Source organism: Azotobacter armeniacus, from assembly GCF_054779355.1.
This window is the reverse complement of the sequence record NZ_BAAGYK010000156.1, coordinates 152,206-177,877: the sequence shown is the minus strand read 5'-3', so window position 1 is coordinate 177,877 and position 25,672 is coordinate 152,206. Positions and strand designations below refer to the sequence as shown.

Below are 25,672 nucleotides of genomic sequence, written 5' to 3'. Positions count from 1 at the left end.
ACCCGCCCGGCCATCGCCGCCAGGGGGTTGAAGTTGCGCGCGGTCTTTCTGAACAGCAGGTTGCCGGCCTGGTCCGCCTTCCAGGCCTTGACCAGCGCCAGGTCGGCGGTCAGAGACTTCTCCATCACGTACCACTCGCCGTCGAACTGGCGGGTTTCCTTGCCTTCGGCGACCAGGGTGCCGTAGCCGGTTTTCGTATAGAACGCCGGAATGCCGGCGCCGCCGGCGTGCAGCTTCTCGGCCAGGGTGCCTTGGGGGGTAAGCTCCGCCTCCAATTCGCCGGCCAGGTACTGACACTCGAATTCCTTGTTTCCTCCGACGTAGGAAACAATCATCTTGCGGATCTGCCGGGTGGCGAGCAGCAGGCCGAGGCCGAAGTCGTCGACGCCGGCAGTATTGCTGATGACTGTGAGGTCCTTCTTGCCGGAGTCGCGCAGGGCAGCGATCAGTGCCTCGGGGATGCCGCACAGGCCGAAGCCGCCGACGGCGAGGGTCATCCCATCCTCCACCAGCGCTTCGAGAGCGGCGTGGGCGCTCGGATATATCTTGTTCATCGTTTCCGTCTCGGGGAGCAATCGTTCGGAAAGGGACAGGCGAGCGTCGTGGCGCTCACTTACTGCCCCCTGTCGGGGGCTATTTCCGCTGTGGATCGAAGGTCCTGGCCAGCCCTGACCAACAGTCATCGTAGTCGGTCTGCCGTTGCGGGCAGTCGAAGGCGAAGCGGCTCGGGCGCAGCACCTGGCCGGTTTCGAACATGAAGGCCATGGTGTTTTCGATCTTCTGGGGTTGCAGTTCAGCGGTGATCGCCTGACGGGTGGTCGCCGCATCGGGACCGTGGGCGCTCATGCGGTTGTGCAGCGAGGCGCCGCCGGGCAGGAAGCCCCCGGCCTTGGCGTCGTAGACGCCCTGGATCAGTCCCATGAACTCGTTCATCAGGTTGCGGTGGAACCACGGCGGGCGGAAGCTGTGTTCGGCCACCATCCAGCGTGGCGGGAAGATCACGAAGTCGACATTGGCCTGGCCGGGCACGCTGCCGGGCGAGGTCAGCACGGTGAAGATCGATGGGTCCGGGTGATCGAAGCTGACCGTGCCGAGGGTGTTGAAGTGGCGGAGGTCGTAGCGGTAGGGCACATGGTTGCCATGCCAGGCGACCACGTCCAGTGGCGAGTGGTCCAGCTCGCAGGCCCACAGCTCGCCAAGGAACTTCTGCACCAGCTGCACCGGCCCGCCGCGATCCTCATAGCAGGCGAGCGGGGCGAGGAAGTCCCGGGGGTTGGCCAGGCCGTTGCTGCCGATCGGCCCCAGTTCGGGAAGGCGCAGTGGGCAGCCGTGGTTCTCGCAGAGGTAGCCGCGCGCGGTGGCGTCCAGCAGCTCGACGCGAAACCTGAGGCCGCGCGGCAGCACCGCGATCTGCAGCGGGCCGATCACCAGCCGACCCAATTCCGTGTCGATGCCCAGGCGCCCGGACTCGGGCACGATCAGCAGTTCTCCGTCACTGTCGAAGAACACCGATTCCATCGAGGCGTTGGCCCGGTAGAGGAAGACGCTCACGCCGCTGGCCTGATCCGCCGGTGCGGTCGCCGCGAGACGGATCAGTCCGTCGAGGAAGTCAGTGTGCTCCGCCGGCACCTCGAAAGGGACCCAGCGCAGTCGGTTGGGGGTGATCGGACCCTCTTCGATGCCGCTGATCTGAGAGTTCAGGCGCTTGAATTCCGGGTGGTTGGCCGAGGGGTGGATGCGGTACAGCCAGGTGCGCCGCGCCTCGCTGCGCGGCACGGTGAAGGCGGTGCCGGAGAGCTGCTCGGCATACAGGCCGTAGGGGAGCCGCTGCGGCGAGTTCTGCCCGACCGGCAGGGCACCCGGCAGGGCCTCGCTGCTGAAGGTGTTGCCGAAACCCGACTGGTAGGTCGGTGTCGAGGGGTCTGGTGTGTGCATGGCGACCTCTTTGTTTTTGTATCGAGCCGCGTTGGTCATGATGGTTCCAGAGCCCTGGGGCTGTCATTGGCCGAAGTCCGGTTGCCGCTCCCACTGGGCATCGGCGAAGGCGGGCAGGGCCATGCATTCGTCGAAGATGCGCATCAGCAGCGGCACACGGTCGAGCCGTGCGTCGAAGCGCCGGGCATTGAAGATCTGCGGTACCAGACAGATGTCGGCCATGCTTGGCTGGTCGCCCTCGATGAAGCGGCCGTGGGCGCCGCCGGCGCGTACCTGGGCTTCGAGCTGGGCCAGTCCGTCCACCACCCAGCGGCGGTACCAGGCGTTGCGGGCGGACTCGTCGGCACCCAGTTCGCGGCCGAGGTAGCCGAGCACGCGCAGATTGTTGAGCGGGTGGATGTCGCAGGCGATGGCCAGGGCGGCAGCCCGCACCCGCGCCCGCGCCGCCGGCTCGCGCGGCAGCAGGGCCGGCTCGGGGCGGGTTTCCTCCAGATACTCGAGGATGGCCAGCGACTGCACGAGGCGCTGCCCGTCGACCTCCAGCACCGGCACCAGGGCGGCCGGGTTGACGGCGTGGAAGGCCTCGCCCAACTGCTCGCCGCCGCGCAGGTCGATCGCCACGTATTGGTATTCCAGCCCCTTGAGGTTGAGCGCGATGCGCACACGGAACGACGCAGAGGAGCGTGCAGCATTGTAGAGGCGGATCATGGGCGCACCTCGCGAGCCGGCAGCACCGTGCCGGCGCAGTCGCCGAAACCGATGCGGCGGGCACCGGCGCGTTCGCAGTGGCCGCGCAGGATCACCGTGTCGCCGTCCGCCAGGAAGGCGCGGGTCTCGCCGTTGGGCAGGGTGATCGGCTGCTTGCCGCCGAGGGTCAGCTCCAGCAGCGAACCGCCCTCGCCGGGCGCCGGGCCCGACTGGGTGCCGCTGCCGAGCAGATCGCCCGGCTGCAGGTTGCAGCCGCCCACGGTGTGGTGGGCGAGTATCTGCGCCATGGTCCAGTAGGCGTCGCGGAAGTTGCTTTCCATGAGCTTGTGCGGCGCCTCGCCGCGCTCGCGCATGGCGGCGGTCTGCAGCAGCACCTCGAAGCGCAGGTCGAGGGCGCCGGAGCCGCGGTTGAAGGTGCTGTCGAGATAGGGCAGCGGCTGCGGATCGCCCGCGGGCCGCACGAAGGGCGCGCGGAAGGGCGCCAGCGCGTCCATGGTCACCACCCAGGGGGAAATGGTGCTGGCGAAGTTCTTGGCGAGGAAGGGCCCGAGCGGCTGGTATTCCCAGGCCTGTATGTCGCGCGCCGACCAGTCGTTGAGCAGCACGGCGCCGAACAGGTGGTCCTCGGCCTCGTCCATCGGCACCGCTTCGCCGAGGGCGTTGGCGCTACCGACCAGCACGCCCAGCTCCAGCTCGTAGTCGAGCCGGCGGCAGGGCACGAACTCGGGCCGTTCGGCATCGGGTGCCTTCACCTGGCCGAGCGGGCGGCGGAAGCTCTGGCCGGATACGCCGATCGACGAGCTGCGGCCATGGTAGCCGATGGGGATCCACTTGTAGTTGGGCAGCAGCGGGTTGTCGGGGCGGAACAGCTTGCCGACCGTGGTCGCATGGTGGATGCCGGTGTAGAAGTCGGTGTAGTCGTTGATGCGGCAGGGCAGGCTGTATTCCGCCGATGCCTGGGGCTGCAGCGCGCGGGCGAGTTCGGCCTGGCGCGGGCTTCCCGCGCTCAGTGCCGCCGACAGCGCGGCGCGCACGTTGCGGCGCACCTCGGGGCCGCGCGCCATGAAGGCATTGAGGTCACCCGCGGCGAGCGGCTCAAGCGCTACCTGCACAGCGCTGCTCCAGCCGCCGGCCGCGGCCGCGCAGGCGAGGTCGAGGATCTGCTCGCCGATGGCCACGCCGATCCGCCAGGGCTCCGCGCTGCCGGCGCGGCGGAAACGGCCGTAGGGCAGATTCTGGATCGGGAAATCGGTCGCGGCGTCATTGGCCGAGGCGACCCAGCTTTGCAGCGTCGGGTCGTGGGTGGCATCGAGCAGCTGAGCGTTGTTCATGTGGTTTTCCTGTTTTTCCTGTGGACCCGACCGGCAAGCGTCGTGTCCAGTGTCGAAGGCGTCGCGCGCCCTCCGGCGGTTTGGCGCGGGCGCCGGCGGGGCTGTCGAAAGGCATGCCGCCGTAGTTGAACCTTAGCGTGGCCGGGAGCCCTGGTCGCGGAATGCTTGCCGCTTGCCCGGGCGAGGGGAGATCGCGCCAGGCACGGGCCGGCGGCTTCTAGTCACCGGCAGGCTGCAGGTCAAGCGGTCGCGGCACGGGCCCAGCCGGTCAGTGGTCGGCGGAGAACTCCTTCTCGTGCAGGAAGGCCGCATGGCGCACGGTGCTGCGGGTGCGGCTCCATTCCTCGACCATCGGGCCGGCCAGCTCATGCAGTTTTTCCAGCACGCCGGGCTCCACGGTGTCGGCCGCCAACTCGATGCGATGGCCGTTCGGGTCGACGAAGTAGATCGACTGGAACATTTCATGGTTGGTCGGCCCTAGCACCTCGATGCCCAGCGACTTCAGGCGCTCCTGGGTCGTCAGCAGGGTGTCCATGTCGGCCACCCGGAAGGCGATGTGCTGGACCCAGGCCGGGGTGTTCTCGTCGCGGCCCATCGGCGGCGAGTTGGGGATCTCGAAGAAGGCCGGCACGTTTCCGGCGCCTGCGTCGAGGAAGATGTGCATGTAGGGATCGGGCTCCTTGGTCGAGGGCACCCGGTCCTCGGAAATTGCCAGCATCAGATCCATGCCGAGTGCTTCACGGTAGAACTCGATGGTCTGCTTTGCGTCGCGGCAGCGATAGGCCGCGTGATGGATACCTTGCAACAGGCTCATGGAATGTCTCCTGGTCAACGGTTCAGATTACGCCGCGGCGTTCCTGATCCTTTTCGATCGAGCGGAACAGGGCGCCGAAGTTGCCTTCGCCGAAGCTCAGGTTGTTCTCGCGCTGGATGATCTCGACGAAGATCGGGCCGATGATGTTCTTGGTGAAGATCTGCAGCAGGTAGCCGTCCTGGTCGCCGTCGACCAGCACCTGGTGGCCGCGGATGCGCGCCTGGTCCTCGCGCACGTTGGGCAGGCGCTGGAACACGTCGTCGTAGTAGTTCGCGTCGATGTCGAGCATCTCGATCGGGCCGCCCTTCATGGCGTCCAGCGAGGCGAGGATGTCGTTGGTGCTGAAGGCCAGGTGCTGCACGCCCGGACCGTTGTACTCGGTCAGGTACTCGGCGATCTGGTCCTTGTCGTCCTTCGGCTGGTTGATCGGGATGCAGAAGCTGCCATCCGGCGAGCGCAGCGCGTAGCTGGTCAGGCCGGTCTTCACGCCCTTGATGTCGAAGTAGCGCACTTCGGTGAAGCCGAAGATTTCCTTGTAGAAGGCGCCCCACTGCCCCATCTGACCTTGCGGCACGTTGTTGGTCAGGTGGTCGATCTCCAGGAGGCCCTTGTCCGGCTGGATCCTGGGCTGCTCGTGCGAAATGAAGTCGGTCTCGTAGATCGAGCCTTTGGCGCCGAAACGCTCGATGAAATAGATCAGGCTGTCGCCGATGCCGTAGATGGCCGGGTAGGGCAGGTCGCAGTCTTTCGGGTCGGCCGCGCGCGCGCCACGGCGAACGGCTTCCTGCTTGGCGGCCTCGGCGTCATCGACGCGCCAGCCCATGGAGCTGATCGACGGACCGTGCGTCTTGGCGAAGCGACCGGAGAAACCGTTGCGCTCGCCGTTCAGCAGGAAGTTGATGCCGTTCTGGTTGTAGACAGTGATGTCCAGCTTGGGATGGCGGTACTTCTTGGAGAAACCGAAGGCCCAGAACAGCTCGTCCAGTTGGGCAAGCGCTTCGCCAGTGAATTCGGTGAACTCGATACCGCGCAGGCCGATGGGATTCTTGTCGTTCATGTCGCATCTCCTTGGATGTGGGGCCACTGCCTGAATGGACTGGGGCAGCGCACGGTTGCGACTTTAGGTATTGATAAGAATCGAAAAAAGCGGAAATATCCGTATATGACCATCTAAAATATAGATGGTGTTGGCTGGGAAAATTGCCCTATGTCCATTGATCTCGAATCCCTGGCTGCACTCGATGCGGTGGTGCGCCACGGCGGTTTCGGCCGCGCCGCGCAGCACCTGCACAAGGTGCAGTCGGCAGTCAGCTACCAGGTGCGCAAGCTGGAGGAGCAGCTCGGCCTGGCCCTGCTCGACCGCGAGGGCTATCGGGTGCGGCTCACCCCAGCCGGCGAGGCGCTGCTGGCCGAGGGCCGCCGCCTGCTCGGGCATGCCGACCGCTTCGAGGCGCTGGCCCGGCAGTTCATCGACGGCTGGGAGCCGCGCCTGTTGCTGGTGGCCGACGGCATCCTGTCGCTCGACGCGGTACTTTCAGCGCTCAAGACCCTGGCCGACGAGCATGTGCCGACCCGCGTGCAGGTGAAGATCGAGTTCATGTTCGGGGTGCAGTACCGCTTCGAGAAGGAGCGGGCCGACCTGATGATCGTCAAGGACTACGAGCCCGACCGCCTGTTGCAGGCCGAGCCGCTGCCGGAGATCGAGTGCGTGCTCTGCACCTCGCCCGAGCACCCGCTGGCCGCAGCCGGCGAAGTGGATCTGGCCATGCTGCAGGAGCATGTGGAGCTCACTGTGCAGGATTCCAGCGACCGCGGCGACGACCGCCACATGTTCGGCGGCGACAGGGTGTACTACCTCTCGGGCTTTTCCGCCAAGCAGCAGGCGCTGCACATGGGACTGGGGTTCGGCTGGATGCCGCTGTACCTGGTGGCCGACGAGCTGGCGCGCGGCGAACTGGTGGAAGTGCACTACCAGGGAGGCTCGCGCTACCGCTTCACGCCGGTGCTGGTGCAGCGGCTGGACAAGCCGCTGGGACGAGCGGGGCAGCGTCTGGCGGAGCTGCTCCGGGCCGGCGCGCGTCAGGAGGGGGAGGCGACGAGCGGAAGGCTTGGCTGAGGCCGCTCCCCCTCCGACCGACGGTACTGTGACCTGTCCTGCAAAGAGCGCACATTGGTCAGGTTTTTCCTGTATAGTAGCCACCGGCCCGAACGGCCGCGTTCAGGTAGCAACTTCCCCGAAGCCCCGCCTTCGGCTGCAGGCTAGCCCTGCGGACTATCCTTGACGATCCATCCCATTCATCACGCGCTCTCGCAAATTCTTGCCGACCGGGCTGCCAGGGTGACCTTCGGGTCTTTGCATGGCATGCGCGCAGCCTTGGGCCTTGGGTTTGCGGATGCACATGAGGCAGATCCCATGACCCAAGAGACCGGCGGCTTTGCCGCACTCGGCATTCATCCCGCTGTACTCGCCGCAATCACCGCAGTAGGCTACGAGGAGCCATCCCCCATCCAGGCCCAGGCGATCCCGGTGATCCTCGCTGGCCACGACATGATCGGCCAGGCTCAGACCGGCACCGGCAAGACCGCGGCCTTCGCCCTGCCGATGCTGTCGCGTATCGACCCGATGCGGCGCGAGCCACAGCTGCTGATCCTGGCGCCGACCCGCGAGCTGGCCCTGCAGGTGGCTACCGCCTTCGAAACCTATGCCAGCCAGTTGCCCGGTGTCGGCGTGGTGGCGGTCTATGGCGGCGCGCCCATGGGCCCGCAGCTGAAGGCGCTGCGCCAGGGCGCGCAGATCGTGGTAGCCACCCCCGGTCGCCTGTGCGACCACCTGCGTCGCGACGAGCAGTTGCTCTCCACCGTGAAGCATCTGGTTCTCGACGAGGCCGACGAGATGCTCAAGCTCGGCTTCATGGACGACCTCGAAGTGATCTTCGCCGCCCTGCCGGAAAGCCGCCAAACGGTGCTGTTCTCTGCAACCCTGCCGCATTCGATCCGCGAGATCGCCGAGAAGCACCTGCACGAGCCGCAGCACGTCAAGATCGCTGCCAAGACCCAGACCGTGGCGCGTATCGACCAGGCCCACCTGATGGTGCATGCCGACCAGAAGACCTCTGCCGTCCTGCGCCTGCTGGAGGTCGAGGAGTTCGATGCGCTGATCGCCTTCGTGCGTACCAAGCAGGCCACCCTGGATCTGGCCAGCGCCCTGGAGGCCAAGGGCTACAAGGCCGCCGCGCTGAACGGCGACATCGCCCAGAACCAGCGCGAACGGGTCATCGAGTCGCTCAAGGATGGGCGCTTGGACATTGTCATCGCCACCGACGTGGCGGCCCGCGGCATCGACGTGCCGCGCATCACCCACGTATTCAACGTCGACATGCCCTACGATCCGGAATCCTACGTGCACCGCATCGGCCGTACCGGCCGTGCCGGTCGCGACGGCCGCGCCCTGCTGCTGGTGACGCCGCGCGAGCGGCGCATGCTGCAGGTGATCGAGCGGGTCACCGGGCAGAAGGTCGCTGAGGTGCACCTGCCCAACGCCCAGCAGGTGCTGGATGCGCGCATCCGCAAGCTGACCGCCAGCTTGCAGCCACTGCTGGCCGAGGCTGAAGCCAGCCACGGCGAGCTGCTCGACCGCCTGACCGTCGATCTCGGCTGCAGCCCGCGTGCCCTGGCCGCGGCCCTGCTGCGCAAGGCCACCAACGGCCAGGCGCTGACCCTGGCCGAGGTCGCGCATGAGCAGCCGCTGGTGCCGGGTGTGGCGGTGCCGCGCGAACGGCGTGAGCGCAGCGAGCGCAGCAGCGTGCATCGCGAGCGGCGTGCGCCGATGCCCCTGCCGGAGGGGCGGGTCCGCTGCCGTGCCGCCCTGGGCGCGCGCGACGGGATCGCCGCGAAGAACCTGCTGGGCGCCATCCTCAACGAGGGCGGCCTGGCCCGCGATGCCATCGGCCGCATCCAGATCCGCGACAGCTTCAGCCTGATCGAGCTGCCGGAAGACGGCCTCGAGCGTCTGCTCGGCAAGCTGCGGGACACCCGCGTCGCCGGCAAGCAGCTGAAGCTGCGCCGCTATCGCGAGGACTGAGCTCCCGGAGAACCGAAAAAGCCCTGCCGACGAGGCGGGGCTTTTTTGTTTCTGCAGCGCGGCCGGGCGTTTCGCGTTTAGAGTCTCTGTACACCATCGACTTGCAGGAGAAGGATGTGCACGAGGATTTCTGGCAGGCGCGCTGGGCGCGCAATGAGATCGGCTTCCACCAGCCGGAGGTCAATCCCTACCTGAGCCGCCACTGGCCCGCGCTGGGGCTGGCGCCGGGGAGCCGGGTGCTGGTGCCGCTGTGCGGCAAGAGCCTTGATCTGGCCTGGCTGGCCGGGCAGGGCTTTTCGGTGCTGGGCGTCGAGCTGGCGGAGCGGGCGGTTCGGGATTTCTTCGACGGGCAGCAACTGGAGCCGCAGAGCAGTCGGCAGGGCCCTTTCACGGTCTACCGGGCCGGCCCCGTGGAAATCCGCTGCGGCGACTTCTTCGCCCTGAGCGCCGCCGATGTCGCCGACTGCCGGGGATTCTACGATCGCGCGGCGCTGATCGCTCTGCCTCCGGAGATGCGCGAGCGCTATGTTGCCCATCTGTCGGCCATCCTGCCGTCCCCCTGCCGGGGCCTGCTGGTTACCCTGGACTACGACCAGGCGCGGATGGCCGGCCCACCCTTCGCCGTTGCCGACCACGAGGTGCAGCGGCTGCTGGCGGCGGACTGGCGGCTGCAGCTGCTGGAAGCGCCCGATGTGCTGAAGGAGAATTGGAAGTTCCTTGAGCGCGGGCTGGAGCGGCTGGAGGAGCGGGTCTACCTTCTGGAGCGTCGTTAGCCGAGCGGTGCCTGCAGGCGGCGCACGAAGCTGTCGGCCTCGTCGATGGAGCGCTGCATGTCGCGCAGCAACTGATCGACGTTGCCCTGCAGGCTGCGGTACTCGCCTTGCAGCGCGCCGATGGCGCGAGCGTTGAGGTTGTGCTTGAGGAACAGCACCTGGTCGCGCAGCACGCTGAGCACCGGCTCGATGCGCTTCTCTGCGGCCTGCATGCGGGTCAGCAGGGTGCGGTACTGCTTGCGGGTGCGCTCCAGCTCCTTGGCGCTGGCCCGGCGCAGGGTGGCGTTGCTGTACTGGTCGAGTTCGCCTTCCCATTCCTCGAACAGCGCCTCGGCCACGTCCTCGACGGCGACGATGCGCTGGCGCACGGTCTTGGCGCTGGCCTCGCTGGCCCGGTATTCGCGATCGAGGGCGCTGTAGCGCGCTTCCAGATCGCCGCCCTGGACCTGCACCACGCTGCGATAGCGTTCGAGGGCGTCCTTGAACTGCTCCTTGGCCTCCTGCTGGCTGTCGCGCGCGGCTTCGACCCGGTCGGCGAGGATGTCGCGCTTGTGGACGCCGGCTTTTTCCATCATGGAGTAGTAGGCGCTCTGGCAGCCGCCGAGGGCGAGCAGGGTGCAGCAGGCGAGAATCAATCGGCGCATGGGGGCTCCTGTTGCCAGCGCGTGGATAAACGAAAGGGGCGACCTGAGGTCGCCCCTTTTCCTGTCGCCATCTTAACAGGTCGCCGTGCCCGGCAGCATGCCGTGTCAGCCGCGCTGGCGCAGTGCCTCGATGCGCTCCTCCAGCGGCGGGTGGCTCATCAGCAGGCCAGCCAGGCCGTGCTTGAGGCCGCCGTTGATGCCAAAAGCGGTCAGGCTGTCCGGCATGTGCACCGGGACGTCCTGCTCGGCCTGCAGGCGCTGCAGGGCGCCGATCATCGCGCGGGGGCCGGCCAACTGGGCGCCGGCCTCGTCGGCGCGGAATTCGCGGCGGCGCGAGAACCACATGACGATGATGCTGGCGAGGATGCCGAGCACCAGTTCGGCGGCGATGGTCGCGATGAAGTAGCCGATGCCCGGGCCTTCCTCGTTCTTCAGCACCACCTTGTCGACGAAGTTGCCGAAGATCCGCGCGAAGAACATCACGAAAGTGTTCACCACGCCCTGGATCAGCGCCAGGGTGACCATGTCGCCGTTGGCCACATGGCCGATCTCGTGGGCCAGCACGGCGCGCACCTCGTCCGGCGAGAAGCGCTCGAGCAGGCCCTGGCTGACCGCTACCAGGGCGTCGTTCTTGTTCCAGCCGGTGGCGAAGGCGTTGGCCTCGTAGGCGGGGAAGATGCCGACTTCGGGCATCTTGATGCCGGCGTCGCGGGACAGTTGTTCGACGGTCTGCAGCAGCCACTGTTCATGGCGGGTGCGCGGCTGGCTGATGATCTCGGTGCCGGTGCCCATTTTCGCCATCCACTTGGATATGAACAGCGACACCAGCGAGCCGGCGAAGCCGAACACGGCGCAGTAGATCAGCAGGTTACCGTAGTTCTGGCCGGTGAAGCGGTCGACCCCGAGTAGTTTCAGGGTGATGCTGGCGATGATCAGCACCGCCAGGTTGGTAGCCAGGAACAGCAGGATGCGCATCATGGAATCAGGTTCTCCTCACAGAGGCAGGGGGTTCATGCCGGGCTATATAAGGTCGCTTCCACAGGCTCTTCAACCGGGCGACTATTTCAAACTGTGTCCCCTGGACGGGCCGGTGACTTGTCGAAGATCAGGCGGCCGAGGCGCACCAGACGTTCGCTGTCGCCCTCCGCCAAGGCCTCGCGCAGCTGCCAGGCCAGGGTGGCCCGGACCCGCCGCGCACCAGCCGGCAGTTCGAGGTCTGCAGGCGACGCGGTGGCGACCGCGCGCGACAAGCGCAGGAAGCCCTTTTCGCTGAGCACGGCCTGGTCCAGAGCCTCGTGGCGAATGGTCGAGTCGAAGCGCAGGTAGCCTTCCTCGGCCAGCCAGAGCAGGGCGCTCAGGCAGCTCTGATGGCGCCTGCTCGGCAGGCCGAACTCGTCCGGCTCCTCGCGGCCGATCAAGTTTTCCACATACAGCGCGATTTTGCGCGGGAAGGCCTGGTGCAGCCGCAGCAGACCTGCTGCGGCATCCTTGTGAAAGTCGTCGATCTGCAGATCCATCACAGCTTCTTATTGGCGGTAGGTCTTGAGGAAGTTGCCGATGCGTCCGATGGCCTGCTCGAGGTCGTCGACCCGCGGCAGGGTGACTACGCGGAAGTGGTCCGGCCACGGCCAGTTGAAGGCGGTGCCCTGGACGATCAGCAGCTTCTCGGAGAGCAGCAGGTCGAGGACGAACTTTTCATCGTTGTGGATCGGGCAGGCCTTGGGATCGATCTTCGGGAAGGCATAGAGCGCGCCCATCGGCTTGACGCAGCTGACCCCGGGGATGTCGTTGAGCAGTTCCCAGGCGCGGTTGCGCTGCTCGAGCAGGCGGCCGCCGGGCAGGACCAGGTCGTTGATGCTCTGGTAGCCGCCGAGGGCAGTCTGGATCACGTGCTGGGCCGGTACGTTGGCGCACAGGCGCATGTTGGCGAGGATATCGAGGCCCTCGATGTAGCTCTGCGCCTTGTGCTTGGGCCCGGAAATGGCCACCCAGCCGGAGCGGAAGCCGGCTACCCGGTAGGACTTGGACAGGCCGTTGAAGGTCAGGCAGAGCACGTCCGGCGCCAGGGAGGCGGTGGAGATATGCTGGGCGTCGTCGTAGAGGATCTTGTCGTAGATCTCGTCGGAGAAGATCACCAGATTGTTCTGTCGGGCAACTTCAACGATCTGTTCGAGCACTTCCTTCGGATAGACCGCGCCGGTGGGATTGTTCGGGTTGATCAGCAGCAGCGCCCTGGTGTTGCGGGTGATCTTGGCTTTGATATCGGCGATGTCAGGGTACCAGTTCGACTGCTCGTCGCACAGGTAGTGCACCGCCTTGCCGCCGGCCAGGCTGGTGGCCGCGGTCCACAGAGGGTAGTCGGGCGCTGGGATGAGCACCTCGTCGCCGTTGTTGAGCAGAGCCTGCAGGACCATGACGATCAGTTCGGAGACGCCGTTGCCGAGGTAGATGTCCTCGATACCGACGCCTTCCACCTTCTTCTGCTGGTAGTACTGCATCACCGCCTTGCGGGCGCTGAACAGTCCCTTGGAGTCGCTGTAGCCCTGGGCGGTGGGCAGGTTGCGGATCACGTCTTGAAGAATTTCCTCGGGGGCCTCGAAACCGAACGGCGCCGGGTTGCCGATGTTCAGCTTGAGGATGCGATGGCCTTCCTCCTCCAGGCGCTTGGCGTGCTTGAGCACCGGCCCGCGAATGTCGTAGCAGACGTTGGCGAGCTTGTTCGATTTACTGACCTGCATGTGTGTGATCCCGAAGAAGAAGCGCGCAGGGGCCGGAGCCAAGTATGGGAGGAGGACAGCAGTGCCGGCCGGGGCCGGACTGCCGGGTCAGCGAACGCAGCCATCTCTTGCCGCCGGACCGATTCGGGCCTAGCGGCCTTGGCTATGGATAACGCGGATGACAAACTGGTGGCGAATCATACGTCGCGGTCCGATTCGGTGGAAAGGTGCCGGTCGGGCTTTTTTCCAGTCGAATGAGGTATACGCATGGACAAGCTCGAAAAATCCCTAGATGCCTGGCGGGAGCTCCTGTCCGAGGAGCGTTTTCGCATCTGCCGCCTGGGTGGCACGGAGCGGGCTTTCAGCGGCGAGTACTATGCCACCAGCGTGCCTGGGGTCTACCACTGCGTCTGCTGCGATGCGCCGTTGTTCGATTCTGCTGCCAAGTACGACGCCGGCTGCGGCTGGCCCAGTTACTTCCAGCCGGTTGCCGCCAGCGCCCTGTCCAGTCGCGACGACTACAGCCATGGCATGCACCGCATCGAGGTGCTCTGCGCCCGCTGCGATGCCCATCTGGGGCATGTGTTTCCCGACGGACCGCCGCCGACCGGGCTGCGCTATTGCATTAATTCCGCCTCGCTGCGTCTGGAACCGTGCAGCGAAACGTGAGCCGGCGGCATCATTCCTGCCGGGTCCGGGCCGGTGCCGGGATCCGGCCCGAACCTTGCGAGAGGACATCGGCATGCGCGACCCCCTGTTCGAGATTCCCCTCGATGGTCAGCCGCGGACGCTGGCCAATTTTCCTGGCCGCGCCTGGCTGGTGGTGAATACTGCCAGCCACTGCCGCTTCACGCCCCAGTACCAGGGTCTGCAGATGCTCTGGCAACGCTATCGGGAACGGGGGCTGGTGGTGCTCGGCTTCCCCTGCAATCAGTTCGGTCAGCAGGAGCCAGGCGATGAATTCGAAATCGCCGAGTTCTGCCAGCTTCACTATGGTGTCGGTTTTCCGCTGTTTCAGAAGGTCGAGGTCAATGGGCCCCAGGCGCACCCCCTGTTCGCGGAGCTGAAGCAGCGCGCGCCAGGCCTGCTGGGCAGCCAGAGCGTGAAGTGGAACTTCACCAAGTTCCTGGTCGGCCGCGAGGGGCGGGTGGTCAGGCGTTTCTCTCCCACGACCGACCCGCGTGAGCTCTGCAGCGAAATCGAAGCCTTGCTTGAATAGGACCTGGCCGACGGCCAGTATCAGGCTGGCCTCGCGCAGTGCGCTCTCCTCATTTGCTGCAGGGTCATCGAGCCTGTCGTCGGCTCCGTTCATGTAGCGTTCGTCTCGCTCGACAACCAAGTGTGCAGCATGTTGGCCAGATCCTCGCGGCGCAGGGGCTTGGCCAGGTAGTCGTTCATGCCGGCGGTGCGGCAGCGCTCGCGCTCCTCCGGTAGAACGTTGGCGGTCAGCGCGATGATAGGCATCTCCGACCAGCGGCCGTCCTGGCGAATCCGCCGGCTGGTCTCGTAGCCGTCCATGACCGGCATGTTGCAGTCCATCAGAATCAGATCCACCGGGCCGTGTTCCAGATAGGACAGCGCCTCCGCGCCATGGGGGGCGATGGCGACCTCGTAGCCTAGCTTGACCAGCATGCCCTTGGCGACCATCTGGTTGACCGGATTGTCCTCGACCAGCAGGACCTGGCGTTGCCGGGATGCTGCTTGCAGGTTCTCTGTGTCGCTGGGCTGGTGGGGCTCTTCGGCGGGCTGGAGGGCACGCGTCAGGGCCAGGTACAGAGACGAGCGGGAGAGCGGCCGGGCCAGTTGCTGGAGGGGTGCCAGAGCGTGAGCCTCCTCCCGTGGCAGGAAGCTGCCGTAGGCGGCCACCACCAGAAATGGCGCGCTGATGGCCGGGCGCATGCCCGGCAGACATTGCGGGCAGTCGGTGATCAGCACGTCTGCCTCGACTCCGGCCAAGCCGCTGTCGATATCCAGCCGTCGATACTCCAGCCCCCAACCCGGCAGATGCATCTCGAGCAGTTCCGCCAGGCCGCTGCTGCTGGGCGTCATGGCGACGACGCGGCCATGCAGCGCGGCGCGGGACACTGCTGGTGTGTGGCAGGGCAGGGGTAGCTTGACGGTGAAGGTGCTGCCCAATCCCTCCTTGGAGGTGAAGGTGAGCCGGCCCTGCATGGCCTCGCAGAGCTTGCGGGTCAGGGCCAGGCCGAGACCGGTTCCGCCGTACTGGCGGGTAATGTCGGCGGTGGCCTGGGCAAAGGGCTGGAAGATGCGCGCCTGGGCTTCCCTGGAGATGCCGATGCCAGTGTCGCGGACGACCAGTTGTATGCCGTCGCCGCGGGCCTGGAGGCGGACGTCGACACGCCCGAAGCGGGTGAACTTGAGCGCGTTGGAAACCAGGTTGCTGGCGACCTGCCTGACCCGCGTCGGGTCGCCGATCACCTGGGCCGGCAGCTCGGGGTCGACCAGGCAGCTCAGTTCGACGCAGGGCGCCGCGCTCTGCGACAGCAGGGCGGCGGCATCCTCGATCAGCGCGCCGATATCGAAGGGGATCTGCTCCAACTCCATCTGGCCGGACTCGAACTTGGACAGGTCGAGCACGTCGTTGAGCAGCCGGACCAGCACCTTGCCCGAGGCGTGGGCGACGGAAAGCTGCTGGCGCTGCTCGCCGCTGAGCGGGCCGTCGAGGGACAGGGACAACATGCCGAGCAGGCCGTTCAGCGGGGTGCGGATTTCATGGCTCATGTTGGCGAGAAAGGCCGAGCGCGCCTGGGCCATCTCCAGGGCGGTGCTCCGCGCTGCCTCCAGGTCGCGGTTGCTCTGCATCAGGCGGGCGTTGGCCGCCTCCAGTTCGGCGGTGCGCGCCGAAACCATGTTCTCCAGTTCGCCGAGATATTCCGTCAGGCGGTTCTCGGCCTCGCGGCGCTGGTCGATCTCCTGGCTGGTCTTGCGCAGCAGCTGGTTGATGGCCTGGACCAGGATGCCAATTTCATCGCTCTCATGGCGCGGCGGGCAGGGCAGCGACCGGTTCTCGTTGGGATTGTGTTCGCTCAACTGATGGATGATGCCGACCAGCGGCCGGGTCAACATCCGGTTGAACACCACCAGCAGGACCAGGGCGAGCAGCAGGCTGCTGGCGAAGCCGGTCAGCAGGGTGAGTCCGGAGCGTTCGAGAAAGGCGCTGCCGAAGGCGTAGGTGTCGATTTCCAGACGCAGGAAGCCGAGGGCTTCGTCGGGGGCATGGGCAATGCTCAGCGAGGCCTCGAAGTGGCGTCGGGGCTTGAACAGCATGTCGCTGAACACCCGGTATTCGCTGTTCATCGGCGGGCGGCTGACCGCGGCCAGGGGGCGCTGGTCGCTGCCGACGATTTCCGCACCGATCACCGCAGGCGAGCGCAGCAGACCGAGAAGTAGCTCCTGGGCCAGCTCGGCATCGATGTTATAGGCGATGCGCGCCGCCGGGTTGAGACTGATTTGCTGCAGGCTGTTGATTTCGCGTTCGATGGACGCGCTTTGACTGGCATAATCCAGGCTGATCTTCGCCAGACTGAGCAGGGTACCGAGCAGGAACGCTGCCAGTACCGCCAGGGAGGCCTGTTTGTAGGAGAGGCGGTTGGTTGGCGCTATGTTGTTCATGCAGTGGCTGGAACCCAAATGCTAGCCGCGTAGGATAACCCAACCATGCTCCGGGCTGGCAGAACCCTTTGCGCATTCTAACCATCGTAATTCGTAATTAAGGAAGGATTGTGAACGCCCGCTTGAGTGAGTTTTTTGACCAGGCGCAGGTCCTGATGCAGCGTCTCGAACCCCTGCTGCCGACGGCTCAGCCCCCACTGGACTGGACCTGCACCCTGGCGGCGCGCTGGCATCGCGAGGGGCGCGGCGGGGCATTGCTGCCGCTGCAGGTGAGCCTGGACATGCATCTGACCGACCTGATCGGCGTGGACAGCCAGCGCGATCAGCTGTCGCGCAATACCCGCCAGTTCGTCGCCGGTCTGCCTGCCAACCACGCCCTGCTGTGGGGCGCCCGCGGTACCGGCAAGTCCTCCCTGGTCCGTGCGCTGCTGGCCGAACATGCCGGGACCGGCCTGCGCCTGATCGAGATCGAGCGCGACCACCTGGCCGACCTGCCACGGGTGGTCGAGCGGCTGGCCGGTCTGCCGCAGCGTTTCGTGCTGTTCTGCGACGATCTGTCCTTCGAAGCCGGCGACGGTGACTATCGGGTGTTGAAGAGCGTGCTGGACGGCTCCCTGGAGCGCGCGCCAGACAACGTGCTGCTCTACGCCACCTCCAATCGCCGCCATCTGATGCCTGAGAAGCAGAGCGACAACGACAACTGGCAACTGGTCGACGGCGAGGTGCATCCGAACGAGGCAGTGGAGGACAAGATCGCCCTGTCCGACCGTTTCGGTCTGTGGCTGTCCTTCTATCCTTTCAACCAGGATCACTATCTGTCCGTGGTGCGTCACTGGATCTCGGTGCTGGCCGGGCAGTGCGAGCTGGCCTGGGACTGGGACGAAACCCTGGAAAAGACGGCGATCCGCTGGGCCCAGGGGCGCGGCAACCGCAATGGCCGCTGCGCCTATCAGTTCGCCCGCAATTGGGTCGGCCTGCAGCTCCTCGGTAGCCGTGCAGTTTCGGGAAGTTATTGATTTAAAAAATCTTTATTCGGGTGTTGACGACTACTAAAAGGCTCCCTAGAATGCGCCCCACTTCCGATGCTGAAGCGAAAGCCGAACATCGGAATCCGGAAGGAAAAAGCTGTTGTAAGTTCCGGGCCGCGTCCCCTTCGTCTAGTGGCCTAGGACACCGCCCTTTCACGGCGGTAACAGGGGTTCGAGTCCCCTAGGGGACGCCAATGCGGGAATAGCTCAGTTGGTAGAGCACGACCTTGCCAAGGTCGGGGTCGCGAGTTCGAGTCTCGTTTCCCGCTCCAATTTCTCGAAGGCGTCGACTCAAGAGTCGTCATCTTCATCGCGTGGCTTCGGATGAAGCCGGCGAGTCGGGACCGCGAAAGCAGCCCGGTCAACAAAAGTCCCACGGGACAGCCAATGCGGGAATAGCTCAGTTGGTAGAGCACGACCTTGCCAAGGTCGGGGTCGCGAGTTCGAGTCTCGTTTCCCGCTCCAGATTTGCGAAAACGCCGCTCATCGAGCGGCGTTTTTGTTTCTGGAATCGGCATGGCACGCGCCTTCCAGTGTGATGACCTCTGCCAGCCCATATTTTGGCGGGAGTCCGAACGCGAAGGGCGCTGGTGATCGGTGTCGCTCCTCCGCCCTCGTAAGGGAGGGATGAGTCATCCCATCCCATCCAGGTGATCGGCCAGTGGCTCTCAGGCCAAACGCCAGAGGTGGCGGTAGGATGGCACTAACAGTTCGAGGCTGTGACCAGGCAGTGACCAATTGCCGGTTGCCCCATCGCTCAGCAGGGGGGCGGCTCGTTCACCGGTCGCCAGGGGGCGGTGATTCTGCCCCCTGAAAGCTCAGAAATACCTTAGGTTCCGTTGGTCAAGCCCAGTGCTAAAACTGAGGCTTTTGCCATGAGCGGCGGAAGTCGTTTGTCTGAGCGATATCGAGTGGGCCCGAGTACAAGGCCTGCTGAGTGCCACAAAGAGCATTCAGTTCACCAGAACCCTCAGTTGTCGCCGGTTCGAAGCGGTGCTCTGGGTGCTTCGTAGCAGTGCTCAATGGCGGATGCTTCCCCAGGCTTCGGCTCATGGACCAGGATGCCGATCTTCAGCATGTCTGTATCGATATTCTACTGCTCGCGCCAATGCCTGTGCGGCCGGAGCGGCCAACAGCTCTGCCGCCCATGAGGCACTGGGGCGTTCGCGGGGTGGCTTCGGCAGCAAGATCCATGTGCTGACGGATGCGCTGGAGTTACCGATTCGCTTCATCCTGATGGAAGGCCAAGCGGCCTGTGGATTGACGGGCCGCCTCGGTCGCTTGACCAGTGTTCGCTCTGCGTCATACCAAAAACAAGCGTGCTGGCGCGGCTGCTTATTCCCCGTTGCCCTCTGCGTTCGAGATGTACGTCATACAACAGTCATAAACATGTCGTGAAATGCTTGGCAGCAGATAATGGCATTTTGCCTTATTCACAGGCAGTCCCGTATGACCGTCACCGAGCAGTTGAGCGCCCTGGATCTGATCCTTGCCCGCGGCACCCTGACCACGCTGTTCCAGCCGATCCTCAGCCTCTCCGAACAGCGCGTCCACGGCTATGAGGCGCTGAGCCGCGGCCCCTCCAACAGCCCCCTGCACGCGCCCATGCCGCTGTTCGGCGCCGCCCGCCATGCCGGCCGGCTCAGCGAGCTGGAGGCCCTGTGCCGGAAGAACGCCTGCCAGCGCTTTCACGAACTCGACCTCGATGGCCGGCTGTTTCTCAACGTCTCGCCGGAGGTCCTCCTCGAACCCGAGCGCCGCACCGGGCACACCCTGCGACTGCTGAGCAAACTGGGCATTCCACCGCAAAAGGTGGTGATCGAGCTGACCGAGCAAACCCCCATCGCGGACTTCGCCCTGCTCGATGCGGCCCTGTGCCACTACCGTGCCATGGGCTTTTCCATCGCCCTCGACGACCTCGGCGCCGGCTACGCCAGCCTGCGCCTGTGGTCCGAACTGCGCCCCGACTACGTGAAGATCGACCGCCACTTCATCGACGGCATCGACCGCGATCCGCTCAAACGCGAATTCGTCGACTCCATTCTGCGCATGGCCAAGGCCTCCAGCGCGCGGATCATCGCCGAGGGCATCGAACGCCCCGAGGAGCTGGCCACCCTCGTCGAGATGGGCGTCGACCTGCTGCAGGGCTACCTGTTCGCGCGGCCTGCGGAGCGCCCGGTCAGTGAGGTCCGCGAATACCTGCCGCAGCCCAGACTGGCCAGCCTGGCCCTCGCCGAGGAGGGTACCGACCTCACCGTGCTGCTCATCGAACAGCCGGGGGTAGCCGACAGCACACCGGTCGCCCAGGTCCTCGAGCTGTTCCGCAGCCAGGCCTCGCTGAACCTCCTGGCGATCCTCGATGCCGAGCAGCGGCCGGTCGGCGTGGTCCACCGCCACGCGCTGTCCGACGCCCTGCTCAAGCCCTTCGGCCCCGAGCTGTTCGCCCGCAAGGCGATCCAGCGGCTGATGAGCGAGGACTTCCTCGCCGTCGACCAGGCGCATTCCCTGCAGCAGATCAGCCGCCTGCTGACCGGCCGCGCCCGCCAGCGCATCGAGGAAGACTTCGTGATCACCCGGGATGGCCGCTACCGGGGCATCGGCCGGGCCATCGACGTGCTCAAGCTGATCACCGAACGGAAGCTCCAGCAGGCCCGCCACGCCAACCCCCTGACCCTGCTGCCGGGCAACGTGCCGATCCAGCAGTGCCTGACCCGCCTGCTGCAGACCCCCTGCGAGGCGCTGGTCTGCTACGTGGATATCGATCACTTCAAGCCGTTCAACGACTGCTATGGCTACGCCAAGGGCGACGAGGTGCTGCTCAGCCTGGCCCACTGCCTGGGCAGCCAGATCGAGCCGCAGTGCGACTTCCTCGGCCACATCGGCGGCGACGACTTCCTGCTGGTGCTGACCTCCCCCGACTGGCGGCAGCGCCTGACCCGCCTGCAGGAAGACTTCCCGGCGCAATGCCGGCGCCACTACCGCAGCGAGCACCTGCAGGCCGGGCACTTCGGCGGCTACGACCGCCAGGGGCGCAAGTGCGAATTCCCGCTGCTCAGCCTGTCGCTGGGCGCCGTCCACCTGTTCCCCGAAGCCTGCGCGCAACTGGACGCCGCGCAGCTCGCCGAACTGGCCTCCCAGGCCAAGCAGCAGGCCAAGGCCTTGCCGGGCAACAGCCTGAACGTGGTCGACACGCGGCAACTGGGGCGGCGGGGGGAAGCGGCCGACCAGGCGCATGTGCTGGAAAGGTTTACCTAGGTGATTAATTTCAAGAGGTTTTTCATGCAGGTTTTCTTACGTAATCTGAGCATCAGGGCAGTCCTAACCACCACCCTTGGCTGTTTCGCGCTGTTGCTGGCCATCGTTGCCGCGCTGGGCTATACCGGTACCGAGGTGGGGAGTCGGACGTTCGCTGAGCATAGCCAGACTGCCGCCAAACTCGGAATGCTGTCCCAGGCGGACAGACTTCGCCTGCGAGCAACCTTGCGCATCAGGGTTTATTACGCCCAAGCCACCGACGGACTGGTCGGCGGTGTAGACAAACAAAACCAACAGGCCGAAGTCACGGCAATGCTCAAGCGGTCCCGCGAGCATCTGGCCACCCTCGAGACCATGCCATCTACCCAGGACGATGAGAGCAAGCTGCAGGCGGCGGCAGTCGTTTTGAGCGCTACCCTGGATGAGCTCGACCGCTATGTCCAAGCCTGGCTGAACCAGGATACCCAGGCATTCGAGCAGCTACAGGAAAAGCTGGAGCGCAAGCATGGCCCACAGATATTCAAGGCGATGGAGGAGGCCGAGGCTTATCTGGCGGCTCTTGGCGAGCAACAGATGGCCGACTATCACAACACCCTGATGCGCTTCGAGATTGTCGGCGGAGTCTCGCTGCTCGTTGCCCTGCTTCTGCTGCTGGGCCTGCGGGCGATGCTGATGGGCTTCGTGGTCAGGCCGGTGGTGGACGCGGCTGGACATGTGCAGCGCCTGGCCCGGGCCGACCTGTCGCAGCCGATCCCGGTGGTTTCGCGCAACGAAATCGGCCAGTTGATGGCGGCCCTGCGCGACATGCAGGAGAGCCTGATCAGGATCGTCGGCAGCGTGCGTGCCGGCAGCGGCTCGATCCTGGTCGGCTCGCAGCAGATCGCCGGCGGCAACGCCGACCTGTCCTCGCGCACCGAGCAGCAGGCGGCGTCGCTGGAGGAGACCGCGGCGAGCATGGAGGAGCTCACCGCGACGGTGAAGCAGAACGCCGACAACGCGCGTCAGGCCAGCGCACTGGCCAACGACGCCTCGAGCACCGCCGGCCAGGGCCGCGAAGTAGTCGGCCAGGTGGTGGAGACGATGCGCGAGATCAGCGACAGCTCGCAGCAGATCGCCCGGATCGTCGGGGTGATCGATTCGATTGCCTTCCAGACCAACATCCTCGCCCTCAACGCCTCGGTGGAGGCCGCCCGCGCGGGCGAGCAGGGGCGCGGCTTCGCGGTGGTGGCGGGGGAGGTGCGCAACCTGGCCGGCCGCTCCGCGGACGCGGCGCGGGAGATCAAGACGCTGATCGAGGCTTCCACCAAGCGGGTCGGCGACGGCTCGCAGCTGGTCGAGCAGGCGGGCAAGACCATGGAGGAGGTGGTCAGGTCGGTGCATCGGGTGACCGACATCGTCGACGAGATTTCCGCGGCCTCGCACGAGCAGAGCGAGGGCATCGCGCAGGTGAACACGGCGATCGCGCAGATGGACGAGGTGACGCAGCAGAACGCGGCGCTGGTGCAGGAGGCGTCGGCGGCGTCGGCGTCGCTGGCGGAGCAGGCGCGGCATCTGGAGGAGGCGGTGGCGGTGTTTCGTCTGAACGCAGAGCAGCAGCGCGCGCCGCAGCGGGAAGCCCGGAGAGAGCCGCGTGCCACGCGGCCGGTAATGCAGGCCCGACCGGTGGCGAAGCCGGTGCCGGAGAAGGAGCATGGCAGAGCGGCCGCGGCCATGGCCGAGGAGCAGTGGGAAGAATTCTGACCAGGCTTCCCCGGCCCGCCATTTGGCGGGCCTTTCGCGTTCAGTGCCTACTGCTGTCTTCCGGCAGGGCGAGCAGCTGCTTCTCCCGGTTCCAGTCGAAGGGCTCGCCGCGGGCTTCAGCTTCGAAGCGGCGCTCGTCGAGCTCCTGATACAGGGCGATTTCCACGTCCGGCATGAAGTGCAGACAGTCTCCGCCGAAGAGCCAGAGCAGGTCGCGCGGCACCAGATGAGCGATCTGCGGATAGCGCTGGAACACCTGGCAGATCAGGTCCTGTCCCAGGTGGCGGTCCTCCGGGCTATTCGCCAGGGTTGCGAGCAGTTCGTCGAAGCGCTCCATGAACAGTGCATGGCTTTCATCGGAGACTTGTTCGGTCTCGCCGAGGGCGACGAGGATGCCGCGCAGGTGGGCGAGCAGGGCGAGATGGTGATTGAGATAGGAAATGGCCATGGGATACCTGTCTTGAAGAGCGCGCGGATTATAGCAAGCCGGCGAAGGAGGCTCTCAGCCCCTCAGCGGACCTGGCCTTCGTGCAGCCGCAGTGCTTCCGGGGCGAAGTCGTCGACGTCGATGACCTGCCGCCGTGCCTCTTCCGCGGCATGCAGGGCGGCGGCCTCGCTGCTGTCCAGCACCCCGGCCGCCAGCGCCGCCTCGATCGGGTCGGCTCCGGGGGCCGGGCGCAGGTGACCTTCCCGGAGCGCCGCGCGCAGTTTCCTGGCACTGGTCTGGTTGGCGGTGAGTCGCTTGAAGGCCTGCTGCAAGGCACCGAGCGGCTGGTCGGGGGATTGTGGGCGATAACACCCCTCGAGCAGCGGCGCCAGGGCCGGGTCGTCCTCGGGACGGCCGAGGATATCGGCGATCTCCGCGTCCAGCCGGTCGGAGGGCCCCCGGTGGCGGCGGCCCAGGGGGAACACCAGGGCGCGCAGCAGCACGCCGAGCGGACGGCTGGGGAAGTTGGCCAGAATGCCGGCCAGAGCCTCCTCGGCCCGGGCCAGGGACTCCTCCATGGCCCAGGCGAGCAGCGCACACTGCTCCCGGGGACGGCCCAGGTCGTGATAGCGCTTGAGTGCGGCCGAGCCGAGATAGAGGTGGCTCAGCACGTCGGCCAGGCGTGCCGAGAGACGCTCGCGGCGCTTCAGGTCGCCGCCGAGCCGCAGCAGGCAGAGGTCGGCGAGCAGAGCAAAGGCGGCCGCCAGGCGGTTGAGGGCGCGGAAATGACGGCGGCTCAGGGCGTCGCCCGGGGCTCTGTCGAGCCAGCCGCCGCCTAGACCGAGCAGCAGGGTACTGCCGGCATTGCCAATGACGTGCCCCAGATGCCCGCGCAGCACGGCATCGAACTCGTCCAGCACCCCGGCCTGGTCCGCACGGCCGGCGAGGGTCATTTCCCGCAGCAGATAGGGATGGCAGCGGACTGCACCCTGGCCGAAGATCATCAGGTTGCGGGTAAGGATGTTGGCGCCTTCCACGGTGATGAAGATTGGCGTGATCTGCCAGAAGCGCGCCAGGTAGTTGTTCGGCCCCATGGCGATGGCCTTGCCGCCGTGGATGTCCATGGCGTGGGAGATGCACTCGCGGGCACGTTCGGTCAACTGGTACTTGAGAATGGCCGAGAGCACCGCGGGCTTCTCGCCAAGATCCACCGCCTGGGCGGTGAGGATGCGGGCGCTATCCATCAGCCAGGCATTGCCGCCGATACGCGCCAGGGCTTCCTGGATGCCCTCGAAGGCGGCCAGCGGCACGCCGAACTGTTCGCGGATTCGCGCATAGCGCCCGCTGACATAGCTGCAGCCCTTGGCCACGCTGGCTCCTACTGCCGGCAGGGAGATCGAGCGGCCCACCGACAGACATTCCATGAGCATCGACCAGCCCTTGCCGATCATTTCCCGGCCACCGATGAGGCAGTCCAGCGGCACGAACACGTCCCGGCCGGCGTTCGGCCCGTTCATGAAGGCGGCGCCAAGCGGCAGGTGGCGGCGGCCGATCTCCACGCCGGGCGTATCGGTGGGGATAAGCGCCAGGCTGATGCCCAGCTCTTCCCGGTCGCCGAGCAGGTGCTCGGGGTCGTAGGTCTTGAACGCCAGGCCGAGCAGGGTCGCCACCGGGCCGAGGGTGATGTAGCGCTTTTCCCAGTTCAGGCGCAGGCCGAGCACTTCCTCGCCCTGCCACTGGCCATGGCAGACGACGCCGCTGTCGGGCATGGCGCCGGCATCGGAGCCGGCATGCGGTCCGGTCAGGGCGAAGCAGGGAATCTCCCTGCCGTCGGCCAGGCGCGGCAGGTAGTGGCTGCGCTGCGCCTCGTTGCCGTAGCGCAGCAGCAGTTCCGCCGGGCCGAGGGAGTTGGGCACCATCACCGTCGAGGCCAGGTCGCCGCTGCGGGTGGCCAGCTTCAGCACGATCTGCGAGTGGGCGTAGGCGGAGAAGCCCTTGCCGCCGTACTCCCGGGGAATGATCAGGGCGAAGAAGCCCTGCGCCTTGATGAACGTCCAGGCCTCGGGCGGCAGGTCGAGGCGCTGGCCGATCTCCCAGTCGCTGACCATGGCACACAGCGCCTCGACGGGGCCTTCGAGAAAGGCCTGCTCTTCCTGCGTGAGGGTGGGTTTCGGGAGGGCCAGCAGCCTGTTCCAGTCCGGCCGGCCGCTGAACAGCTCACCGTCCCACCACACGCTGCCGGCCTCGATGGCTTCGCGTTCGGTGCCGGAGAGCGGCGGCAGGGTCTTGCCCAGCCAGGCCAGCAGCGGGCCGCTGAGGTAGCGTCGGCGCAGGTGCGGCAGGGCCAGCAGCAGGGCGGCCGCCAGCCAGGGTAGCCAGAGCAGCACCAGCAGCCAGCCGGGTGCGTCGCCGGAAAGTCCCATGGCCGTCAGGTACAGGGCGGCCAGTGCCAGGGCGGGCAGGGCCGGCGTGCGCAGATGGGCCAGCACGACCAGGCCGATGGCCAGAAGCAGAAGCCAGACAAGCAGCATTGGTATCCTTCCTGATTGGGGCGCAGGCTGACGCATGGCCTGCCGGAAAGCGCGA

The 25,672-nt window shown here is 66.1% G+C and carries 21 protein-coding genes and 3 tRNA genes; 11 read left to right on the top strand and 13 right to left on the bottom strand.

The window, feature by feature from the left end; genetic code table 11:
- The 6 genes from ACYVD0_RS21485 to hppD all read right to left on the bottom strand — a co-directional run.
- On the bottom strand, positions 1-554 hold a 554-nt coding region (locus tag ACYVD0_RS21485; protein ID WP_460428688.1), incomplete at its 3' end, for a CoA transferase subunit A.
- Positions 555-633: 79 nt separating this feature from the next.
- Entirely contained in the window at positions 634-1,935 is a 1,302-nt protein-coding gene (gene hmgA, locus ACYVD0_RS21480; protein WP_460428687.1) for a cupin domain-containing protein, read from the bottom strand.
- 63 nt (positions 1,936-1,998) lie between these two features.
- A complete protein-coding gene (maiA, locus tag ACYVD0_RS21475; RefSeq protein WP_460428686.1) occupies positions 1,999-2,643 on the bottom strand; it encodes a maleylacetoacetate isomerase family protein in 645 nt (214 codons plus the stop codon).
- On the bottom strand, positions 2,640-3,974 hold the full coding sequence (gene fahA / locus ACYVD0_RS21470; RefSeq protein ID WP_460428685.1) for a fumarylacetoacetase: 1,335 nt from the start codon (positions 3,972-3,974) through the stop codon (positions 2,640-2,642). Before fahA ends, maiA begins: the two co-directional genes overlap by 4 nt.
- Before the next feature lie 268 nt (positions 3,975-4,242).
- Positions 4,243-4,788 carry a VOC family protein gene (locus tag ACYVD0_RS21465; RefSeq protein WP_460428684.1) on the bottom strand — a complete coding sequence of 182 codons (546 nt, stop codon included), beginning with the start codon at positions 4,786-4,788 and terminating at the stop codon, positions 4,243-4,245.
- A 22-nt stretch (positions 4,789-4,810) separates the two neighbouring features.
- A complete protein-coding gene (hppD, locus tag ACYVD0_RS21460) occupies positions 4,811-5,845 on the bottom strand; it encodes a 4-hydroxyphenylpyruvate dioxygenase family protein (RefSeq protein WP_460428683.1) in 1,035 nt (344 codons plus the stop codon).
- A gap of 150 nt (positions 5,846-5,995) precedes the next feature.
- Between hppD and ACYVD0_RS21455 the strand changes: the two genes are divergently transcribed.
- The 3 genes from ACYVD0_RS21455 (at position 5,996) to ACYVD0_RS21445 (ending at position 9,642) form a co-directional block, all read left to right on the top strand.
- Positions 5,996-6,904: a LysR family transcriptional regulator gene (locus tag ACYVD0_RS21455; protein WP_460428682.1), complete on the top strand. Its 909-nt coding sequence runs from the start codon at positions 5,996-5,998 to the stop codon at positions 6,902-6,904.
- A gap of 297 nt (positions 6,905-7,201) precedes the next feature.
- Positions 7,202-8,869 carry a DEAD/DEAH box helicase gene (locus ACYVD0_RS21450; RefSeq protein WP_460428681.1) on the top strand — a complete coding sequence of 556 codons (1,668 nt, stop codon included), beginning with the start codon at positions 7,202-7,204 and terminating at the stop codon, positions 8,867-8,869.
- A 116-nt stretch (positions 8,870-8,985) separates the two neighbouring features.
- Positions 8,986-9,642, top strand: coding sequence for a thiopurine S-methyltransferase (locus ACYVD0_RS21445; RefSeq protein ID WP_460428680.1), 657 nt, complete (start codon positions 8,986-8,988; stop codon positions 9,640-9,642).
- Here the strand turns inward: ACYVD0_RS21445 and ACYVD0_RS21440 are convergent.
- The 4 genes from ACYVD0_RS21440 to ACYVD0_RS21425 form a co-directional block, all read right to left on the bottom strand.
- A complete protein-coding gene (locus tag ACYVD0_RS21440; protein ID WP_460428679.1) occupies positions 9,639-10,286 on the bottom strand; it encodes a DUF2959 domain-containing protein in 648 nt (215 codons plus the stop codon). The genes ACYVD0_RS21445 and ACYVD0_RS21440 overlap by 4 nt on opposite strands.
- A gap of 105 nt (positions 10,287-10,391) precedes the next feature.
- The gene (htpX, locus tag ACYVD0_RS21435) at positions 10,392-11,264 is read right to left on the bottom strand and encodes a heat shock protein HtpX (protein ID WP_460428678.1); all 873 of its coding nucleotides are present in this window, start codon (positions 11,262-11,264) and stop codon (positions 10,392-10,394) included.
- An 86-nt stretch (positions 11,265-11,350) separates the two neighbouring features.
- Complete coding sequence (locus ACYVD0_RS21430; protein ID WP_460428677.1) at positions 11,351-11,803, bottom strand: hypothetical protein; 453 nt, start codon at positions 11,801-11,803, stop codon at positions 11,351-11,353.
- Positions 11,804-11,812: 9 nt separating this feature from the next.
- A complete protein-coding gene (locus tag ACYVD0_RS21425) occupies positions 11,813-13,024 on the bottom strand; it encodes a pyridoxal phosphate-dependent aminotransferase (RefSeq protein ID WP_460428676.1) in 1,212 nt (403 codons plus the stop codon).
- Between the two features lie 246 nt (positions 13,025-13,270).
- Between ACYVD0_RS21425 and msrB the strand changes: the two genes are divergently transcribed.
- Both msrB and ACYVD0_RS21415 read left to right on the top strand, forming a co-directional pair.
- Positions 13,271-13,672: a peptide-methionine (R)-S-oxide reductase gene (gene msrB / locus ACYVD0_RS21420; protein WP_460428675.1), complete on the top strand. Its 402-nt coding sequence runs from the start codon at positions 13,271-13,273 to the stop codon at positions 13,670-13,672.
- A 73-nt stretch (positions 13,673-13,745) separates the two neighbouring features.
- A complete protein-coding gene (locus ACYVD0_RS21415) occupies positions 13,746-14,222 on the top strand; it encodes a glutathione peroxidase (protein WP_460428674.1) in 477 nt (158 codons plus the stop codon).
- A gap of 89 nt (positions 14,223-14,311) precedes the next feature.
- Here the strand turns inward: ACYVD0_RS21415 and ACYVD0_RS21410 are convergent, their stop codons facing one another.
- A complete protein-coding gene (locus tag ACYVD0_RS21410; protein WP_460428673.1) occupies positions 14,312-16,636 on the bottom strand; it encodes a hybrid sensor histidine kinase/response regulator in 2,325 nt (774 codons plus the stop codon).
- A 110-nt stretch (positions 16,637-16,746) separates the two neighbouring features.
- Between ACYVD0_RS21410 and ACYVD0_RS21405 the strand changes: the two genes are divergently transcribed.
- From ACYVD0_RS21405 to ACYVD0_RS21380, 6 genes are all read left to right on the top strand, one after another.
- A complete protein-coding gene (locus ACYVD0_RS21405; protein WP_460428672.1) occupies positions 16,747-17,652 on the top strand; it encodes an ATP-binding protein in 906 nt (301 codons plus the stop codon).
- Between the two features lie 130 nt (positions 17,653-17,782).
- A tRNA-Glu gene (locus ACYVD0_RS21400) sits at positions 17,783-17,858 on the top strand.
- A gap of 2 nt (positions 17,859-17,860) precedes the next feature.
- Positions 17,861-17,936: transfer RNA gene (locus ACYVD0_RS21395), tRNA-Gly, on the top strand.
- Positions 17,937-18,053: 117 nt separating this feature from the next.
- Positions 18,054-18,129 (top strand) — tRNA-Gly (locus tag ACYVD0_RS21390).
- Between the two features lie 984 nt (positions 18,130-19,113).
- Complete coding sequence (locus ACYVD0_RS21385) at positions 19,114-20,919, top strand: bifunctional diguanylate cyclase/phosphodiesterase (protein WP_460428671.1); 1,806 nt, start codon at positions 19,114-19,116, stop codon at positions 20,917-20,919.
- A gap of 24 nt (positions 20,920-20,943) precedes the next feature.
- Complete coding sequence (locus ACYVD0_RS21380) at positions 20,944-22,659, top strand: methyl-accepting chemotaxis protein (RefSeq protein ID WP_460428670.1); 1,716 nt, start codon at positions 20,944-20,946, stop codon at positions 22,657-22,659.
- A gap of 40 nt (positions 22,660-22,699) precedes the next feature.
- Here ACYVD0_RS21380 and ACYVD0_RS21375 read toward each other — a convergent pair whose 3' ends face one another.
- Together ACYVD0_RS21375 and ACYVD0_RS21370 are read right to left on the bottom strand one after the other, a co-directional pair.
- Positions 22,700-23,107: a PA2817 family protein gene (locus ACYVD0_RS21375; protein WP_460428669.1), complete on the bottom strand. Its 408-nt coding sequence runs from the start codon at positions 23,105-23,107 to the stop codon at positions 22,700-22,702.
- Between the two features lie 62 nt (positions 23,108-23,169).
- The gene (locus ACYVD0_RS21370; protein ID WP_460428668.1) at positions 23,170-25,617 is read right to left on the bottom strand and encodes an acyl-CoA dehydrogenase; all 2,448 of its coding nucleotides are present in this window, start codon (positions 25,615-25,617) and stop codon (positions 23,170-23,172) included.
- Positions 25,618-25,672: the final 55 nt, after the last annotated feature.

Coding starts and splice junctions, on each gene's coding strand:
- htpX (WP_460428678.1), bottom strand. CDS start 11,264: ATGATGCGCATCCTGCTGTTCCTGGCTACCAACCTGGCGGTGCTGATC.
- maiA (WP_460428686.1), bottom strand. CDS start 2,643: ATGATCCGCCTCTACAATGCTGCACGCTCCTCTGCGTCGTTCCGTGTG.
- ACYVD0_RS21455 (WP_460428682.1), top strand. CDS start 5,996: ATGTCCATTGATCTCGAATCCCTGGCTGCACTCGATGCGGTGGTGCGC.
- ACYVD0_RS21425 (WP_460428676.1), bottom strand. CDS start 13,024: ATGCAGGTCAGTAAATCGAACAAGCTCGCCAACGTCTGCTACGACATT.
- ACYVD0_RS21385 (WP_460428671.1), top strand. CDS start 19,114: ATGACCGTCACCGAGCAGTTGAGCGCCCTGGATCTGATCCTTGCCCGC.
- hmgA (WP_460428687.1), bottom strand. CDS start 1,935: ATGCACACACCAGACCCCTCGACACCGACCTACCAGTCGGGTTTCGGC.
- ACYVD0_RS21370 (WP_460428668.1), bottom strand. CDS start 25,617: ATGCTGCTTGTCTGGCTTCTGCTTCTGGCCATCGGCCTGGTCGTGCTG.
- ACYVD0_RS21465 (WP_460428684.1), bottom strand. CDS start 4,788: ATGAGCCTGTTGCAAGGTATCCATCACGCGGCCTATCGCTGCCGCGAC.
- hppD (WP_460428683.1), bottom strand. CDS start 5,845: ATGAACGACAAGAATCCCATCGGCCTGCGCGGTATCGAGTTCACCGAA.
- ACYVD0_RS21415 (WP_460428674.1), top strand. CDS start 13,746: ATGCGCGACCCCCTGTTCGAGATTCCCCTCGATGGTCAGCCGCGGACG.
- fahA (WP_460428685.1), bottom strand. CDS start 3,974: ATGAACAACGCTCAGCTGCTCGATGCCACCCACGACCCGACGCTGCAA.
- ACYVD0_RS21440 (WP_460428679.1), bottom strand. CDS start 10,286: ATGCGCCGATTGATTCTCGCCTGCTGCACCCTGCTCGCCCTCGGCGGC.
- ACYVD0_RS21430 (WP_460428677.1), bottom strand. CDS start 11,803: ATGGATCTGCAGATCGACGACTTTCACAAGGATGCCGCAGCAGGTCTG.
- ACYVD0_RS21410 (WP_460428673.1), bottom strand. CDS start 16,636: ATGAACAACATAGCGCCAACCAACCGCCTCTCCTACAAACAGGCCTCC.
- ACYVD0_RS21450 (WP_460428681.1), top strand. CDS start 7,202: ATGACCCAAGAGACCGGCGGCTTTGCCGCACTCGGCATTCATCCCGCT.
- ACYVD0_RS21375 (WP_460428669.1), bottom strand. CDS start 23,107: ATGGCCATTTCCTATCTCAATCACCATCTCGCCCTGCTCGCCCACCTG.
- ACYVD0_RS21380 (WP_460428670.1), top strand. CDS start 20,944: ATGCAGGTTTTCTTACGTAATCTGAGCATCAGGGCAGTCCTAACCACC.
- msrB (WP_460428675.1), top strand. CDS start 13,271: ATGGACAAGCTCGAAAAATCCCTAGATGCCTGGCGGGAGCTCCTGTCC.